Source organism: Nonomuraea terrae, from assembly GCF_044465245.1.
GTDB classification, from domain to species: domain Bacteria; phylum Actinomycetota; class Actinomycetes; order Streptosporangiales; family Streptosporangiaceae; genus Nonomuraea; species Nonomuraea terrae.
In genome coordinates this window covers 785383-802303 of sequence record NZ_JBITLL010000004.1, presented here as the reverse complement: position 1 = coordinate 802303, position 16921 = coordinate 785383, and the positions used below count along the sequence as shown (strand labels likewise).

The 16921-nt window shown below is 70.5% G+C and carries 16 protein-coding genes; 12 read left to right on the top strand and 4 right to left on the bottom strand.

What is annotated here, in order from left to right; all coding sequences use genetic code 11:
- The first annotated feature begins 5 nt into the window (after positions 1-5).
- From frc to ACIBP6_RS21935, 5 genes are all read left to right on the top strand, one after another.
- Positions 6-1229, top strand: coding sequence for a formyl-CoA transferase (gene frc, locus ACIBP6_RS21955; protein ID WP_397054791.1), 1224 nt, complete (start codon positions 6-8; stop codon positions 1227-1229).
- Positions 1230-3347 (top strand): acetate--CoA ligase family protein, encoded by a 2118-nt coding sequence (locus ACIBP6_RS21950; protein WP_397054790.1) that lies wholly within the window; start codon positions 1230-1232, stop codon positions 3345-3347.
- Between the two features lie 165 nt (positions 3348-3512).
- Positions 3513-4919, top strand: coding sequence for an Nramp family divalent metal transporter (locus ACIBP6_RS21945; protein ID WP_397054788.1), 1407 nt, complete (start codon positions 3513-3515; stop codon positions 4917-4919).
- Complete coding sequence (locus tag ACIBP6_RS21940; RefSeq protein WP_397054786.1) at positions 4919-5407, top strand: hypothetical protein; 489 nt, start codon at positions 4919-4921, stop codon at positions 5405-5407. The genes ACIBP6_RS21945 and ACIBP6_RS21940 overlap by 1 nt, the downstream gene beginning before the upstream one ends.
- On the top strand, positions 5404-6411 hold the full coding sequence (locus tag ACIBP6_RS21935; protein WP_397054784.1) for a TerC family protein: 1008 nt from the start codon (positions 5404-5406) through the stop codon (positions 6409-6411). The genes ACIBP6_RS21940 and ACIBP6_RS21935 overlap by 4 nt, the downstream gene beginning before the upstream one ends.
- Positions 6412-6469: 58 nt before the next feature.
- Here the strand turns inward: ACIBP6_RS21935 and ACIBP6_RS21930 are convergent, their stop codons facing one another.
- The 3 genes from ACIBP6_RS21930 to ACIBP6_RS21920 form a co-directional block, all read right to left on the bottom strand.
- Positions 6470-6646, bottom strand: a complete 177-nt coding sequence (locus ACIBP6_RS21930) for a hypothetical protein (protein WP_165969897.1) — start codon at positions 6644-6646, stop codon at positions 6470-6472.
- Between the two features lie 93 nt (positions 6647-6739).
- A complete protein-coding gene (locus ACIBP6_RS21925; protein ID WP_132615917.1) occupies positions 6740-7483 on the bottom strand; it encodes a GntR family transcriptional regulator in 744 nt (247 codons plus the stop codon).
- Positions 7484-7720: 237 nt separating this feature from the next.
- Positions 7721-8905 carry an MFS transporter gene (locus ACIBP6_RS21920; protein WP_397054782.1) on the bottom strand — a complete coding sequence of 395 codons (1185 nt, stop codon included), beginning with the start codon at positions 8903-8905 and terminating at the stop codon, positions 7721-7723.
- A 162-nt stretch (positions 8906-9067) separates the two neighbouring features.
- Between ACIBP6_RS21920 and sucC the strand changes: the two genes are divergently transcribed.
- The 7 genes from sucC to ACIBP6_RS21885 all read left to right on the top strand — a co-directional run bounded on the left by sucC (position 9068) and on the right by ACIBP6_RS21885 (position 16533).
- Positions 9068-10198, top strand: a complete 1131-nt coding sequence (gene sucC, locus ACIBP6_RS21915; RefSeq protein ID WP_397054780.1) for an ADP-forming succinate--CoA ligase subunit beta — start codon at positions 9068-9070, stop codon at positions 10196-10198.
- Entirely contained in the window at positions 10198-11079 is an 882-nt protein-coding gene (sucD, locus tag ACIBP6_RS21910; protein ID WP_397054778.1) for a succinate--CoA ligase subunit alpha, read from the top strand. The genes sucC and sucD overlap by 1 nt, the downstream gene beginning before the upstream one ends.
- Positions 11076-11870: a hydroxypyruvate isomerase family protein gene (locus ACIBP6_RS21905; RefSeq protein WP_397054776.1), complete on the top strand. Its 795-nt coding sequence runs from the start codon at positions 11076-11078 to the stop codon at positions 11868-11870. Before sucD ends, ACIBP6_RS21905 begins: the two co-directional genes overlap by 4 nt.
- Positions 11867-12727 (top strand): 2-hydroxy-3-oxopropionate reductase, encoded by an 861-nt coding sequence (locus ACIBP6_RS21900; RefSeq protein WP_397054775.1) that lies wholly within the window; start codon positions 11867-11869, stop codon positions 12725-12727. Before ACIBP6_RS21905 ends, ACIBP6_RS21900 begins: the two co-directional genes overlap by 4 nt.
- Complete coding sequence (gene gcl / locus ACIBP6_RS21895) at positions 12724-14445, top strand: glyoxylate carboligase (protein WP_397054773.1); 1722 nt, start codon at positions 12724-12726, stop codon at positions 14443-14445. Before ACIBP6_RS21900 ends, gcl begins: the two co-directional genes overlap by 4 nt.
- Before the next feature lie 10 nt (positions 14446-14455).
- The gene (locus tag ACIBP6_RS21890; protein ID WP_397054771.1) at positions 14456-16003 is read left to right on the top strand and encodes an aldehyde dehydrogenase family protein; all 1548 of its coding nucleotides are present in this window, start codon (positions 14456-14458) and stop codon (positions 16001-16003) included.
- 116 nt (positions 16004-16119) lie between these two features.
- Positions 16120-16533 (top strand): DUF3592 domain-containing protein, encoded by a 414-nt coding sequence (locus tag ACIBP6_RS21885; protein WP_397054769.1) that lies wholly within the window; start codon positions 16120-16122, stop codon positions 16531-16533.
- Positions 16534-16541: 8 nt separating this feature from the next.
- Here ACIBP6_RS21885 and ACIBP6_RS21880 read toward each other — a convergent pair whose 3' ends face one another.
- Positions 16542-16889, bottom strand: a complete 348-nt coding sequence (locus ACIBP6_RS21880) for a DUF6703 family protein (protein ID WP_397054767.1) — start codon at positions 16887-16889, stop codon at positions 16542-16544.
- Positions 16890-16921: the final 32 nt, after the last annotated feature.

Here is a 16921-nt window from a genome sequence, read left to right as displayed (position 1 = left end):
CCGACATGAAGGCTCTCGAAGGTGTCCGCGTCCTCGACATGACTCATGTCCAGTCGGGCCCGTCGTGCACCCAGCTGCTCGCCTGGCTGGGCGCCGACGTGGTCAAGCTGGAGGCCCCCACGGGCGACATCACCCGGCAGCAGCTCCGCGACGTGCCAGGCGTCGACAGCCTCTACTTCACGATGCTGAACTGCAACAAGCGCAGCATCACCCTGAACATGAAGAGCGAGCGCGGCAAGGAGATCTTCACCGAGCTGGTGAAGGAGGCCGACGTGCTCGTGGAGAACTTCGGGCCCGGCGCGGTCGACCGCATGGGCTTCTCCTGGGAGCGGCTCCAGGAGCTCAACCCCCGCCTCATCTACGCCTCGATCAAGGGCTTCGGCGCCGGCCGGTACGCCAAGTTCAAGGCGTACGAGGTGGTCGCCCAGGCCATGGGCGGCTCGATGAGCACCACGGGCTTCGAGGACGGCCCGCCGCTGGCGACCGGGGCGCAGATCGGCGACTCGGGCACCGGCGTGCACGCGCTGTCCGGCATCCTGGCCGCTCTCTACCAGCGCACCCAGACCGGGCGCGGCCAGCGCGTACAGGTGGCCATGCAGCACGCCGTGCTGAACCTGTGCCGCGTGAAGCTGCGCGACCAGCAGCGGCTGGCGCACGGCCCGCTGCGCGAGTACCCGAACGAGTCGTTCGGCGACGAGGTGCCCCGCTCCGGCAACGCGAGCGGCGGCGGGCAGCCGGGCTGGGCGGTCCGCTGCGCGCCCGGCGGGCCGAACGACTACGTCTACGTGATCGTGCAGCCCGTCGGCTGGAAGCCCATCGCGGACATCATCGGCCGCCCCGAGCTGGCCGAGGACCCAGAGTGGGCGACTCCGGAGGCGCGGCTGTCGAAGCTGGACAAGATGTTCCAGCTCATCGAGGAGTGGACGATCCGCCACGACAAGTGGACGGTCCTCGACCGCCTCAACGCGGAGAACATCCCCTGCGGTCCGATCCTGTCCACCAAGGAGCTGGTCGAGGACGAGAGCCTGCGCGAGGAGGGCATCGTCGTCACGGTCGACCACCCCGAGCGCGGCGAGTTCGTCACCGTGGGCAGCCCGCTGCAGCTGTCCGACTCGCCGGTGGACGTGCGCACCCCGCCGCTCCTCGGCGAGCACAACGAAGAGATCTACGGCCGGCTCGGCGTGAGCGCGGACGAGCTGGCCGAACTCAAAGCGAACGGAGTCATCTAGGTGAGCACGGTCAGGCAAGTCATCGACAAGGCACTCGCGGAGGGCCGTACGGCCCTGACCGCCCCCGAGGGCCGGCTGCTGTGCGAGGAGTACGGCATCACGACTCCCGGCGAGGGGCTGGCCACCTCGGCCGCCGAGGCCGCGGAGATCGCCGAGAAGATCGGGCTCCCGGTCGTCCTCAAGATCGTCTCACCGGACATCCTGCACAAGACCGACGCCGGCGGTGTGCTCGTCGGTGTGCGGACCGTCGAGGAGGTGCGGGAGGGCTACGACAAGATCCTGGCCAACGCCCGCGCCTACAACCCCGACGCCAAGATCGACGGCATCCAGGTGCAGCAGCTCGTCGGCGGCGGCCACGAGGTCATCGTCGGCGCCGTCACCGACCCGACCTTCGGCAAGGTGATCGCTTTCGGTCTGGGCGGCGTTCTGGTTGAAGTCCTTAAGGACGTGACCTTCCGTCTTGCCCCGGTTTCAGGCGATGATGCGCTTGGCATGCTGGACGACATCAAGGCAGCGGAAGTGCTGCGCGGGGCCCGAGGCGCCGAACCGGCGAACCGGGAGGCGCTCGCGAGCCTCATCGAGCGCGTCGGCAAGCTGGTCACCGACTACCCCGAGATCGCCGAGGTGGACCTCAACCCGGTCTTCGCCGACGCGAACGGGGCCGTCGCCGCGGACGTGCGCATCCTCATCGGCGACAAGCCCGCGGAGGTCACCCGGCTGTCGAGGGAGGAGATCCTGCGGCAGATGACGAGGATCTTCAAGCCGCGCTCGGTCGCCGTCATCGGCGCCTCGGCCGAGGACGGCAAGATCGGCAACTCGGTCATGAAGAACCTCATCAACGGCGGCTACAAGGGGCAGATCTTCCCGATCAACCCCAAGGCCGACGAGATCCTCGGGCGCAAGGCGTACAAGAGCATCTCCGACGTGCCCGGTGACGTGGACGTGGCCGTGTTCGCGATCCCCGCCAAGTTCGTGGCGCCCGCGCTGGAGGAGGTCGGCACGAAGGGCGTGGCGGGCGCGGTCATGATCCCGTCGGGCTTCGCGGAGACCGGCAACGTCGAGGGCCAGCAGGAGATCGTCGAGATCGCCAAGCGGCACGGCGTGCGCATGCTCGGCCCGAACATCTACGGCTACTACTACACGCCGGAGAACCTCTGCGCGACGTTCTGCACGCCGTACGACGTCAAGGGCAGCGTGGCGCTGACCTCGCAGAGCGGCGGCATCGGCATGGCCATCCTGGGCTTCAGCCGCACGACGAAGATGGGCGTCTCGGCCATCGTCGGCGTCGGCAACAAGGCCGACGTGGACGAGGACGACCTGCTCACCTTCTTCGAGCAGGACGAGAACACCAAGGCCGTGGCCATGCACCTGGAGGACCTCAAGGACGGGCGCGGCTTCGTCGACGCCGCCCGGCGGGTCGTCAAGGAGAAGCCGGTCATCGTGCTCAAGGCGGGCCGCACCGCCATGGGCGCCCGCGCGGCCGGCTCCCACACCGGCGCGCTGGCCGGTGACGACAAGGTCTACGACGACATCCTGCGCCAGGCCGGCGTGGTCCGCGCGCCTGGGCTGAACGACATGCTCGAGTACGCTCGCGCGCTGCCGGTCCTGCCCGCGCCGAAGGGCGAGAACGTCGTCATCATCACCGGCGCCGGCGGCTCGGGCGTGCTGCTGTCGGACGCCATCGTGGACGCCGGGCTGACCCTCATGGACATCCCTGACGACCTGGACAAGGCGTTCCGTGCCTACATCCCGCCGTTCGGGGCGGCGGGCAACCCCATCGACATCACCGGCGGCGAACCCCCCTCGACCTACGAGAACACGGTCCGCCTCGGCCTGCAGGACGACCGCATCCACGCGCTCGTCCTCGGCTACTGGCACACGATCGTGACGCCGCCGATGGTCTTCGCCGAGCTCATCGCCCGTGTGGTGGCGGAGGAGCGGGCGAAGGGCAATGTCAAGCCGGTCGTGGCCAGCCTGGCCGGCGACACCGAAGTTGAGGAGGCAAGCGAGTACCTGTACGAGCATGGCGTGGTCGCGTACCCGTACACGACAGAAAAGCCCGTGGCGGTCCTCGGTGCGAAGTACCGCTGGGCCAGGGCTGCCGGTCTGCTGAGCTAAGAGCCGAGCGCAGCAGCACCAGGCGAGGGGGCATTCGGGGCGCAAGAGGAAAGGCAACAAATCCCCCCAGGAGGTCCGTAGGTGGACACATCGAACACCCCACCGGCGACGGCCACGCCGCCGGTCGAAGATGGACGAGTATGGAAAGCGGGCCGGCTCGAGCCGATGCCCATCAGGAAGCTCCCCGACGCGCCTCCCTCGGTGCACCTGCTCGGGCCGACGGTGTTCCTCGTCGCCCTGGGCGTGGGCATGGGCGAGTCGTACATGTGGCCCAGGCTGGTGCTGCTGTTCGGGCCTGAGATCAGGTGGCTGTTCCTGATCGGCGTCACCCTGCAGGCCGTCGTGATGCTGGAGATGGCCCGCTACGCCATGGCCACGGGGGAGAGCATCTTCTCCGGCGCGGCCAGGGTGTTCAAGCCGCTGATGTGGTTCTTCTTCATCGTGGCGATCGCCGTCTACATCTGGCCGGGACACCTGTCAGCCGGAGCCGCGGCGTTCGAGGAGATCACCGGAATTCCCTGGGTGGTGACCGCGATCGCCGGGTTGATCCTCGTCGGCGTGATCTTCACCCTGGCCAAGGTGATCTACAACCTGCTCGAGAACGTGCTGTCGCTGCTCATCGGCGCCCTCGTGCTCGGCACCGCTGTGATCGCGGCCATGGTGGGCTCCTGGGCCGACGTGGTCACCACGATCTCCGGCATGTTCGCCATCGGCTACCTGCCGCCGGAGGCCATGTCCGCCGCGTGGTTCCCGGTCATCGTCGGGGCGTGCGCGTTCGCCGGTCCCTCGGGCATGCAGCAGATGTGGTACACGCTGCACCTGCGTGACTCCGGGGCCGGCATGGGCGCTCACATCCCGAAGGTCCGCGGGCTCCGGCACGCGGGCGAGGAAGAGGAGATGCCCAACCGGGGCTTCATGTTCGACACCGAGGACCCGGCCGAGATGGCGAAGTGGAAGGGCTGGCGGCGCTGGGTCACCTTCGACGCCCTCCTGCTCTTCTGGGGCGTCACCATGCTGGTCACGATCTCCTTCACGGTGATCGCCCAGTCGGCGGCCCGGATCGACCCGGGCGTCCGCGACGCCCTCATGGCCGACGACCGGGAAGCGGCGCTGAGCGCGATGTCGGCCGCCGTCTCCTCGGCGGGCAGCTCGGTGCTCGGGGTGGTCTTCCTCGGGTTCATCGCGCTGATCGGCTTGAACGCCACCCTCGGCCTGTTCGACTCCTTCTCCCGTGGCCAGGCGGACATGACGTTCAACTTCGTCCCCGGGGCGAAGAAGATCGGCATGTCGAAGCTGTACGCGATCTTCCTGTGGGGCGTGATCATCTTCGGCATCCTGATCCTGCTCTTCGGGCCGGCTGACGGGCCGAGCGCGATCCTGGACACGCTGGCGTTCCTGTCGACGTTCGCGATGGGTGCGTACTGCGTGACGCTGTTGCTGGTCAACAACCGCATGCTGCCGAAGCCGATCAGGCCGAAGTGGTGGAGCAACGCGATCATCGGATTCGGCGCGGTGTTCTACCTCGGCATGCTCTTCTACAGCATGATCGCTTTCGGCGTGGTCGTGAACTGATGAACGGACGGCACAGCCTCGAACTCGCCCTGCCAGGGGCGACTATCGGAGCCGTCGCCGGTGCCATGGCCGGCGGGCTGACCCTCCTCGCAGGGCAGCCCGCCGGGATGGCCGCGCTGTCGGCCCTGGCGCTCGCCGCGCCGCTCGCCCTCTTCGGCGGGCTGTACGGCGTGCTCCTCGGCCACGGCGTGTTCCGGCCCGGCACCTTCGGCCCCGTCGGCCTGTACTGGATGGCCGCCTTCCCGCTCTCCCGGCTGGTGCAGGAGACCCTGTTCGGCGTCGGCACGGCCGACGGCGTGCTGACGTTCCTCGCCTACCAGGCCATGGTGAGCCTCGGCTTCGCGATCGGATTCGTCTGGATGCACGAGCGGCTCATGCCGCACTGGCTGATGCGCCGTGCCCCTGACAATCCCGTCGCAAAGGAGCTGCTCGGTCACTACCTCCGATTCGCCCGGATGACCCAGGCGCGGAAGGGAGCGCGTAGGTGAACCTGCCGCTGTGGATCTGGCTGGTCACGATCGGCGGCTTCTGCATCGTGCTCGCGTTCGACTTCTGGCTGGTCGCGCGCAACCCGCACGAACCCAGCTTCAAGGAGTGCGTCGGCTGGGTGTCGTTCTACGTGGGCCTGGCCGTCGCCTTCGGTGTCGGCCTGCTGGTGCTCTCGGGGCCGACACACGGCGGCGAGTTCTTCGCCGGCTGGATCACCGAGTACTCGCTCAGCGTGGACAACCTCTTCGTCTTCCTGCTGATCATGAGTCGCTTCCAGGTGCCGCGGCAGTACCGCCAGAAGGTGCTGCTCATCGGCATCGTCATCGCGCTCCTCCTGCGCGGCGCCTTCATCGCCGCCGGCGCGGAGGCGATCACCAGGTTCGACTGGCTGTTCTACGTGTTCGGCGCCTTCCTGGTCTACACGGCGTGGAAGCTGATCGGGCACGAGGAAGAGGAGGCGGAGTTCTCCGAGAACATCGCCCTGCGCACGGCCCGGCGGGTGCTCCCCACCACGGAGACCTACCACGGCGCCAGCCTCACGGTGCGTCACATGGGCCGCAGGATGTTCACCCCCATGCTGATCGTCATGGTCGCCATCGGGACGACCGACCTGTTGTTCGCACTCGACTCCATTCCGGCGATCTTCGGGCTCACCCAGGAGCCGTACCTGGTGTTCACCGCCAACGCCTTCGCCCTCATGGGGCTGAGGCAGCTGTTCTTCCTCATCGGCGGGCTGCTGGACCGGCTCGTCTACCTGAGTAAGGGCCTGTCGGTGGTGCTCGCCTTCATCGGCGTCAAGCTGATCCTCGAAGCGCTGCACCACGACGGCGTCTCGTGGGCGCCAGAGGTGCCCATCATGGTGTCGCTCGGAATCATCATCGGCACATTGGCCATCACCACGGTGCTGAGCCTGATGAAGTCCTCGCGTGATGCCAAGGCCGAGAAGGCCGAGGCGGAAACGCAGGACGAGGAGCCTGCGGAGGAACCTTCACACGGGCGCTGAACCGGGCCGCGTGCGGGGGGACGGGGCTGCCACGCGGCCACGCCCCTTCGCCGCGGCCTCAGTGCCGCGGGCTCTTGCGAATCTCGTGCTCGGCGCTCCACTGGCGCGCGTAGTCTTCCGCGTCGTCCGCGGAGTAGTACTTCTTGAGCGCTGTGCTCAGGCCGAGGCCGATGGACCGGCCGTCTGCCGCGTGACCCGGCGGATCACCAAGGAGATAGCGCCAGAACGCTTTCATCGTCATGCACCTCCAATCGGTCATGGCTCCACCCTCTACCCGAGGTGTTTCGGAGCATGTGGGCTTCTGTGAACGTCACGTCAACCGGCGCCGCTACCCCGCGTACGGGGTGCGCGGCCGCCGCCGGCGGACGGGCTTGGGCGCGGGCTCCACCGGCTCGTTCTCCCGCTGCGCCATGTAGGAGATGCGGGTGTGCTCGGTGTGCTCACGCATGATCTTCGCGGCGCGGCGTTCGTCGCCGGCCTCGATGGCGTCGATGAGCTGGGTGTGCTCGTCCCACGAGGCCATGCCGCGCCGACGGGCCACCGGCGTGTGGTACCACCGCACCCGCCTGGCCACCTGCGCGGCCAGCTCCGCCAGGACGGCGTTGCCCGACAGGGCGGTCACCAGGCCGTGCAGGTCGGAGTTGAGCGCCACGGCCGTGTCGACGTCGTCGGACTCCACCGCGGCGATGCCCTGCTCGCACAGCTCCCGCAGCCGCTTCACGCCGTCCTCGCCGGCGTGCTTGGCGGCGAGCCGGGCCGACTCGGTCTCCAGCAGCGCGCGAACAGCCAGCAGCTGGTCGGCCTCCTGAACCGTCGGGACGTGCACGAACGCGCCCTGCCCGGGGTGGAGATCGACCCAGCCCTCACCGCTGAGCTGCTGCAGCGCCTCGCGGACCGGCTGCCTCGACACGCCGAGCAGGCCGGCCAACTCGCTCTCCACCAGGTGCTGGCCCGGCTTGAGCTGGCCGGAGACGATGAGCTCTTGGATGGCCTCGATCACGCTTTCCCGGAGCGTGGCCGGGCGGGGAATCTTGGCGGCCGCCGACTGGCCGGTTTGTTCCGACAGCAACATGGTCACGACTCCAGGACTGCGTTAGTGTTAAAGGTTTTTGGTCGACTGCCTACAGCATACCGTCCGGGGGTCCCCGGCGTGGGTGAGTCTCATCACAGGACGTCACTTGTGGCGCTGGCGAGACTCCCGTGACGTGCGCAGACGCCTCAGACGCCACATCTGGTGTCTCATTTCACAGATGCACAACTGTGAGGGCGTCGTGAGGCGTCCGGGGCGGAGCGCCGCGCAGGATCATTATCACAGGGGGATGGTGGCCGGCAGGCCCGGAATCCGCAGACGGGGCGCGGCCAGCGCGGGCAGCGCCGCGAGCGCCGCGGCGGCGAGCAGCGCGGCCCCGGGCGCGGTCAGGGCGGTGAGGGCGAGCACGACCGCCACCACGCCGGCCACGGCCTTGGCACTGTAGACGACCGCGTGGATGTCGCCGGCCCGCTCGGCGCCGAAGAACTCGCGCACGAGACCGGCCAGCAGGGGATAGAACGCCCCGCCGCCCAGCCCGGCCGCGACCGCGCCGAGCCAGAGCAGCGCTCCGGCGGCCTGCCCCGGCACGGCGGCGTTCTGGACGGCCACGGCGAGCAGGATCTGGCCGACCGCGAGCGCGCCGAACACCGTGGCGAGCACCCGCCGGCGGCCGAACAGCTCCGAGGCCCGCACGGCCACCGACCGGCTGACCCCGTTGAGCGCCACGAGCAACGCCAGCGCGCCCCACGCCCCCGTGCCCGCCACCACGATGACGTCGAAGACGGACACCGCGCCCGCGCAGGTCAGGATCAGCGCGAGGGTCGGCATCGTCCGCGTGCGCATCGCCTGCGCGAGGCCGAACTGCTTGGTCCCCTCCGGGGCCGTGCGCAGCCGGGCCGCGTCGAGGGCGTGCGTACGCGGGTCCACGTCGTCGGGCCACCACAGGGCCGGCGGGAGCCGCAGACGCGCGGCGGCGGCCGCGATGACGCCCGTGGCGACGGCGGCGGCGACGAGGAACGCGGCGGTCGTCGCGCCCGGGGCGATCCCGGCCCAGATGAGCAGCGGCACCGCGCCGTAGCCGAAGGCGCCGGTGATCAGGCCGACCCGGCCGGCGGGGCGCTCGGGGAACCAGGCGGAGACGACCTCGCCGCAGACGCCGTAGACCAGGCCGCCGCCGAGGCCGCCGAGGACGGCGTAGCCCACGAGGGCGGGCAGGCCGAGCCCGCCGGACAACGCCGCCGTGGCCAGGCCGAGGCCGCTCAGCGCGGCGCCCATGGCCAGGCTGGCGCGCACGCTCAGGCGTCCGCGGCGTACGAGATGGAGCGCGGGCAGGGCGCCCGCGGCCTGGCAGGCGATCCAGACGGCCAGCAGCGTCAGGCCGCCCGCCTCGCGGGCGAGCAGGGCGGCGTAGCCGTACTGGAGCGGGCTGATGGCCGCCATCGCGGCCAGGGCCAGCCAGAACATGCGCATGCGGTCGGCGGGGACGGGCCCGGGACGGTATGCGCGGCCCCGCCAATCTCGGATTGCATTCTCCATACTGTATGGAGTATCCACACGGACCCACGCCTGTCGAGACCCTAGACGGAGGATACTCCATACGGTATACCGTCTACAAAGGAGGCTCGAATGGACCTGTACGAGTACCAGGCGAAGGAGCTCTTCGGGCGTCACGGGATCCCCGTTCCCGCGGGCAAGGTCGCGGCCACGCCGGCCGAGGCCCGCGCGATCGCGGCCGAGCTTGACACGCCCGTCGTCATCAAGGCCCAGGTGAAGACCGGTGGACGCGGCAAAGCGGGCGGCATCAGGCCCGCGGCCGGGCCGGCCGCGGCCGAGAGCGAGGCAGAGCGCGTCATCGGGATGGACATCAAGGGGCACATCGCGCGCCGCGTGCTGGTGGAGGCCGCGACCGTGCCGTTCGAGGAGTATTACGCGGCCTTCCTGGTGGACCGGGCAGAGGGCGCGTTCCTGGCGATGGTGTCGGCCCAGGGCGGCATGGAGATCGAGGAACTGGCCGCCCGCGACCCCGATGCCATCGTGAAGCTGCCGATCGACCCTGTCGCCGGCGTCGACGCCGACACCGCGCGGCAGCTGGCCGGCAAGGCGGGCCTGCCCGAGCAGGCGGCCGGCGTGCTGGAGAAGCTGTGGCGGGTGCTCGTCGAGGAGGACGCCCTGCTCGTCGAGGTGAACCCGCTGATCTGCACGACCGACCAGCAGATCATGGCGCTCGACGGCAAGGTCACCGTCGACGACAACGCCGCCTTCCGGCACTCCTGGGAGTACGCGGAGGAATCCGTCAGCTTGGAGGCCCAGGCCAAGGCCAAGGGATTGAACTACGTCAAACTGGACGGCAAGGTCGGCGTGATCGGCAACGGCGCGGGGCTCGTCATGAGCACGCTCGACGTGGTCGCCGGGGCCGGCGCCGCCCCGGCCAACTTCCTCGACATCGGCGGCGGAGCGTCCGCGCAGGTGATGGCCGACGGGCTGGAGATCATCCTGGCCGACCCCGACGTGCGTTCGGTGCTGGTCAACGTCTTCGGCGGCATCACCGCCTGCGACGCGGTGGCGAACGGCATCGTCACCGCACTCCAGCTGCTCGGCGAGCGCGGCCACGGCACGCCCATCGTCGTACGGCTGGACGGCAACAACGCCGAGGTGGGGCGGCGCATCCTCAGCGACGCCCGGCACCCGGCGGTCCGCCAGGTCTCCACCATGGACGGCGCCGCCGAGATGGCGGCCAGACTCGCGGCAGGTGCGTAATGGCGATCTTTCTGACCAAGGACAGCCGGGTACTCGTCCAGGGCATGACCGGCGCGGAGGGCAGGCGGCACACCGCCCGCATGCTCGCCGCCGGCACTGACATCGTGGCCGGCGTCACGCCCGGCAAGGGCGGCGCGTCGGTCGACTTCGGTGAGCGCACCGTGCCGGTGTTCGGCTCGGTGGCCGACGCGGTCGAGCAGACCGGGGCCGACGTGTCGGTGGTCTTCGTGCCGCCGAAGTTCACCGGCGGCGCCGTCGAGGAGGCCATCGCGGCCAAGGTGCCGCTCTGCGTGGTCATCACCGAGGGCGTCCCCGTGCACGACGCCGTACGCTTCCGCGCGCTCGCGGCGGCGGGCGAAACCCGGATCATCGGCCCCAACTGCCCCGGCCTGATCAGCCCCGGGCAGTCGTCGGCCGGCATCATCCCCGCCGACATCACCTCGGCCGGCCGCATCGGCCTGGTCTCGAAGTCCGGCACGCTCACCTACCAGCTCATGTACGAGCTGCGCGACCTCGGCTTCTCGACCGCGGTGGGCATCGGCGGCGACCCCGTCGTCGGCACCACCCACATCGACTGCCTGCGGGCCTTCCAGGAGGACCCGGGCACCGACGCCATCGTGATGATCGGCGAGATCGGCGGTGACGCCGAGGAGCGGGCCGCCGCCTACATCGCGGCGAACGTCACCAAGCCCGTCGTCGCCTACGTGGCCGGCTTCACCGCCCCCGAGGGCAAGACGATGGGCCACGCGGGCGCGATCGTGTCCGGCTCGTCCGGCACGGCGCAGGCCAAGAAGGAGGCCCTGGAGGCGGTCGGCGTCCGCGTCGGCAAGACCCCCACCGAGACGGCCCGGCTCATGCGCTCGGCCCTGGGCGCGCGGTGAGCGCGGGGACCGTGGCGTCGGGCTCCCTGAAATTCGACGTCAACCTGTCCATTCTCTTCACCGAACTGCCGCTGCTGGAGCGCCCGGCCGCCGCCGCCAAGGCCGGGTTCGACGCCGTCGAACTGTGGTGGCCGTTCTCCGCGCCCGACCCCTGCGGCGCGGACCTGGCCGCCCTGCGCCAGGCCATCGAGGACGCCGGGGTGCGCCTGGTCGGGCTCAACTTCGACGCCGGTGACATGGCGGGCGGCGAGCGCGGCCTGCTGGCCAGGCCCGACGGCTCAGACCGCTTCCGCGCCAACATCGACATCGCGGTCCGCTTCGCCGGGGAGCTGGGCTGCGGCGTGCTCAACGCCCTCTACGGCAACGGCCCCGGCACCGACCACGCCCTCGCCGTGGACAACCTGCGCCGGGCGGCCGACGCGGCGGCCGGCATCGGCGCGACCGTGGTCGTCGAGGCGCTCAACTCGCACGAGAACCCCCACTACCCGATCACCTCGTCGCAGGCCGCCTTCGAGCTGATCGACGAGGTGGACCGGGACAACACGGCCTTCCTCGCCGACCTCTACCACCTGAACCGGATGGGCGAGGACGTGCTCGCGCTCATCGACGGGCACGCGGCGCGCTTCGGCCACGTGCAGATCGCCGACGACCCCGGAAGGGGCCGGCCGGGCAGCGGGCGGATGCCGTACGCGGAGATCTTCGCGCGGCTGGAAGCGGCGGGCTACCACGGGCACGTCGGCCTGGAGTACCGGCACGAGGGGCCGGGCGCGTTCGACTGGAGGCAGACATGAACATCGGGTTCGTCGGCTTGGGGATCATGGGCAGCCCGATGGCGGCCAATCTCCTCAAGGCCGGTCACGCGGTGACCGGGTACGACGTCAGCGCGGAACGGCTCGAGCAGCTCGTCGGCCTGGGCGGCAAGGCCGCCACGGGCGTGGTCGACGCGGTCGGCGGCGCCGACGTGGTGATCACGATGCTGCCCGACTCGCCGCAGGTGGAGGAGGTCGCGCCGCTCGTCATCGAGTACGGCAAGCCCAACCTGCTCTACATCGACATGAGCACCATCAAGCCGGAGACCTCCCGCTCGGTGGCCAAACAGGCCGCGGCGGTCGGCGTACGGGCGCTGGACGCCCCCGTCAGCGGCGGCGAGCGCGGCGCGATCGACGGCACCCTGTCGATCATGGTCGGCGGCGAGCCGGAGCACGTCGAGGAGGCCAGGCCGGTCCTGGAGGCGCTCGGCACCACCGTCGTGCACGTCGGCCCGGCCGGGGCGGGACAGACCGTCAAGGCCGCCAACCAGCTCGTCGTCGGCGGCATCTACGGGCTGGTGTCGGAGGCGATCGTGCTGCTGGAGGCCTCCGGCGTGGACGCGGCGGCCGGGCTCGACGTGCTCGCGGGCGGCCTGGCCGGCTCCCGGATCCTGGAGCTCAAGCGGCAGACCATGGTCAAGCGGGAGTTCGCCCCCGGCTTCCGCATCGACCTGCACCACAAGGACATGGGCATCGCCGTCGCCGCCGCCCGCGAGGCCGGCGTCAGCCTGCCGCTCACCGGGCAGGTCGCCCAGCTCGTGGCGGCGGCCCGGGCGCAGGGGCACGGCTCGCTCGACCACTCCGCCCTGCTCAAGGTCATCGAAAGGCTGAATGGATGACGCGCGTTCCCTGTATGGAAGCCGTGGTGAAGGTGCTGGAGTCGGAGGGCGTGGACACCGTCTTCGGCATCCCCGGCGCGGCCATCCTGCCGCTCTACGCCGCGCTGCAGCACAGCTCGATCCGGCACATCACCGTCCGCCACGAGGAGGGCGGCACCCACGCCGCCGACGGATGGGCGCGGGTGACCGGCAACGTCGGCGTCTGCATCGGCACCTCCGGCCCGGCCGGCACGAACATGATCACCGGCCTCTACACCGCGATGGCCGACTCGATCCCGATGATTTGCATCACCGGCCAGGCCGCGACCTCCAAGCTGCACCAGGAGGCGTTCCAGGCGGTCGACATCGTGGAGATCGCCCGGCCCGTGACCAAGTGGGCCGTGCAGCTCAAGGAGCCCGCGCAGGCTCCGTGGGTGTTCCGTGAGGCGTTCAGGATCGCCCGCTCGGGGCGGCCCGGCCCCGTGCTCATCGACCTGCCCATCGACATCGCGAAGGGCACCTGCCTGTACGACCCCGCCCTGGACGGGCCGCTGCCCGTCGAGGTGCCGGAGCCGCTGCCGCAGGCCGTGGGCGCCGCCCTCGACATGATCCAGCAGGCCAAGCGGCCGATCATCCTGGCCGGCGGCGGCGTCATCATCGCCGACGCCTGCGACGAGCTGCGCGCGCTGGCCGAGCACCTGCAGGTGCCCGTCCAGGTGACGCTCATGGGCAAGGGCGCCTTCCCCGAGGACCACCCGCTGTTCGCCGGCATGGCCGGCATCCAGACGCAGACCCGGTGGGGCAACGCCGCGTTCCTGGAGAGCGACCTCGTGCTGGCCGTCGGCGCCCGCTTCGGCGACCGGCACACCGGCGAGCTCGACGTCTACCGCCGGGGCCGCAAGTTCATCCACGTCGACATCGACCCGCTGCAGATCGGCCGGGTCTTCGAGCCCGACCTCGGGGTCGTCGGGCACGCCCGCCCGGTGCTGGCCAACCTGCGCGACGAGGCGCGCCGGCGCGGCGCGCCCAAGGAGCCGGACAAGTGGGTGCGCAAGGTCGGCGAGCTGCGCGGCACGCTGCTGCGGCGCGACGACTTCGACGACGTGCCGATCAAGCCGCCCAGGGTGTTCAAGGAGATCAACGAGTACTTCCCGCGCGACACCACGTTCGTCACCGCCATCGGGCTCTACCAGATCTGGTCCGGGCAGTTCCAGACGACGTACCTGCCGCGCCGCTACCTGGTCTGCGGGCAGGCCGGGCCGCTCGGCTGGGAGGTGCCCGCGGCCATGGGCGTCAAGCTCGCCCACCCGGAACGGCAGGTCGTGGCGGTGGTGGGCGACTACTCCTTCCAGTTCCTCATGGAAGAGGTCGCGGTGGCCGCCCAGTACCGCATCCCGTTCGTCATCGTCATGGTCAACAACGAGTACCTGGGCCTCATCCGGCAGGCCGAGCTCCCGTACGACATGAACTTCGCCGTGGACCTGCACTACGGGGAGGGTGGCATCGACCATGTCAAGGCCATGGAGGCGTTCGGCTGCCCGGCGCGCCGGGTCGAGCTGCCCGGGGACATCCGCGACGCGCTGGCATGGGCGAGCGCCGAGGCGGCGCGCGAACGGCTGCCGGTGCTCGTGGAGGTGATGGTCGAGCGCGAGGCGAACGCCGCCATGGGGCCGTCGCTGGAGGCCGTCAAGGAATTCGAACCGCTGCCCGAGCTCATCACCGCCGACTGGTCCGACTGAGGAGGAGCACATGCAGCTGAAGCCGGGGACGTCCTGGCGGGACACCTACGAACGGTGCTGTTCGGTGGCGCCGGAAGCCTTCCACGATGATCGGGTGCTCAACCACTGGGGCGGCATCTGGCACCGCGACGGGCGCCCCGTGCCCGGCTTCTCGCCGGTCGACGGCACCGCCATCGCCGGCCTGCCCCGGCTGGACCGGGCCGGCGCGGGCCGGGCCGTGGCGGGAGCGGTCGAGGAGCACGGGCGCTGGCGGTACCTGCCGCCGGCCGAGCGCAAGGCCATGGTGTCCGCAGCGGTGGAGTCCATGGCGGCCCACCGCGACCTGCTGGCCATGCTGCTGGTCTGGGAGATCGGCAAGCCGTGGAAGACGGCCTGCGCCGACGTCGACCGCTGCCTGGACGGCGTGCGCTGGTACATCGAGCAGATCGACGACATGACGGCCGGGCGCACCCCGTTGCCCGGCCCGGTCAGCAACATCGCCAGCTGGAACTATCCGATGAGCGTGCTCATGCACGCCATGCTCGTGCAGGCGCTGGCCGGCAACGCGGTCATCGCCAAGACGCCCACCGACGGCGGGCTGTGCTGCCTCACCCTCGCCACGGCGCTGGCCGTCCGTGAGGGGCTCCCGTTCACGCTGGTGAGCGGGGGAGGGGCGGAGCTGTCGCCGGTGCTGGTGGGCGGGCAGTCGCTCGGGTGCGTGTCGTTCGTCGGCGGACGCGACGCGGGGGCGAATGTGGCCACCTCGCTGGCCGACCTCGACCGCCGGCACGTGCTGGAGCAGGAGGGCCTCAACTGCTGGGGCGTGTGGGAGTACGGCGACTGGGACCTGCTCACCCGGCAGATCCGCGGGTCGTTCGACTACGCCAAGCAGCGCTGCACCGCCTACCCGCGGTTCGTCGTGCAGCGCTCGTTGTTCAACGAGTTCCTGGCCGCGTACCTGAAGGCCGTGGGGTCGCTGCGATTCGGCCATCCGCTGGCCGTGGCCGACCCCGATGACCCCCTGCCGGAGCTGGACTTCGGCCCGCTGATCAACGCCTCGAAGGCCAAGGAACTGGCCGACCAGGTGGACGAGGCCGTGGCCAGGGGCGGCGTGCCGCTCCACCGTGCCGCACTGGACGCCGGACATTTCCTGCCTGGGCAGGATAAATCCGCCTATTTTGCTCCGACAGCGCTGCTCAACCCGCCGCGCTCGTCGCCCCTCCACCACGCCGAGCCCTTCGGGCCGGTCGACACGATCGTGCTGGTGGACACCGAGGCCGAGCTGCTGGCCGCCATGAACGCCAGCAACGGCGCCCTGGTCGCCACGCTCTCCTGCGACGAGGAGGAGACCTTCCGCCGGCTGTCGCCCGAGGTGCGGGCGTTCAAGGTCGGCCACAACAGGCCGCGCTCGCGCGGCGACCGCGACGAGCTGTTCGGCGGCCTCGGGGCGTCGTGGCGCGGCGCGTTCGTCGGCGGCGAGCTGCTCGTGCGCGCCGCCACCGTCGGCCCGGACGGCGAACGCCTCCCGGGCAACTTCCCCAGCTACACGCTGCTGCCGGACACCGCCACGGTCGCCTGACCCGCCAACCGGGCTCTGCGCCGGCACGACCGGCGCAGAGCCCGCAGGCGGCGCGGTGACACGTGTCCTCATCCCGATGTCAAGCCAGCTGCAAGCGGCATCAATATGGTCGAACCGTGCTGCAAACCATCAATGCCGTCCTCGTCATCTGCGGCCTGGGCCTGCTCTTCGCCTTCGCCGGCGTGGTGACGGCGATCGGCTCCCGGCGCTTCCGCAGCCGGGCCCACCGAGCTCAGGGCCTGGTCGTCGGGTTGAGGCCGGCCGGACCCCACAAGGGCGCCGCCTATTACGCGATCATCCGGTTCACCACCCGGCAGGGCGTGCACGTGGAGGCCGAGACCTTCGCCGCCACCAACCCGCCGCCCGCGCGGCCCGGCCGGCAGGTGCGCGTTCTCTACGACCCGGACATCCCCACGCAGGTCCGCATCGACAACGTGATGGGAAGAGGCACCCTGCTCGGCCTGATCTGCTTCGTGCTAGGGATCGCCACGATCGTCGTCGGGTTCGTGGTCGCCTCCAAGGACCTGTAGGCGTGAGCCTAGAAGACGCCGAAGCGCGTCGCCGCGAGCAGGACCAGAAACGTCAGCATGGCGACCCGCAACACTTTCCCGCCGATCCGCAGTGACGGCCATGACAGGTAGGCGAGCCAGCCGATGAACGCGATCACCGGCAACACCGCCACGCCGCCGAGCGGATTCGCCACGGCGAAGCCCACCAGCAGCAGGATCACCAGCACCGCCGGCGCCACCCACCGGGGCACCTGCGTGAACAGGAACGCCATCGGCACCGCGCTGCGCTGCTCGACGGCCTTGCGCAGGCCGCTCGCGCCGGGCGTGAAGAACTGCTCGTCCTGGGGCAGCGGGCGGCGCTTGTCGTCAGGGGCCACGCCCCCGAGCCTACGGGAGATCGCCTGTCCGT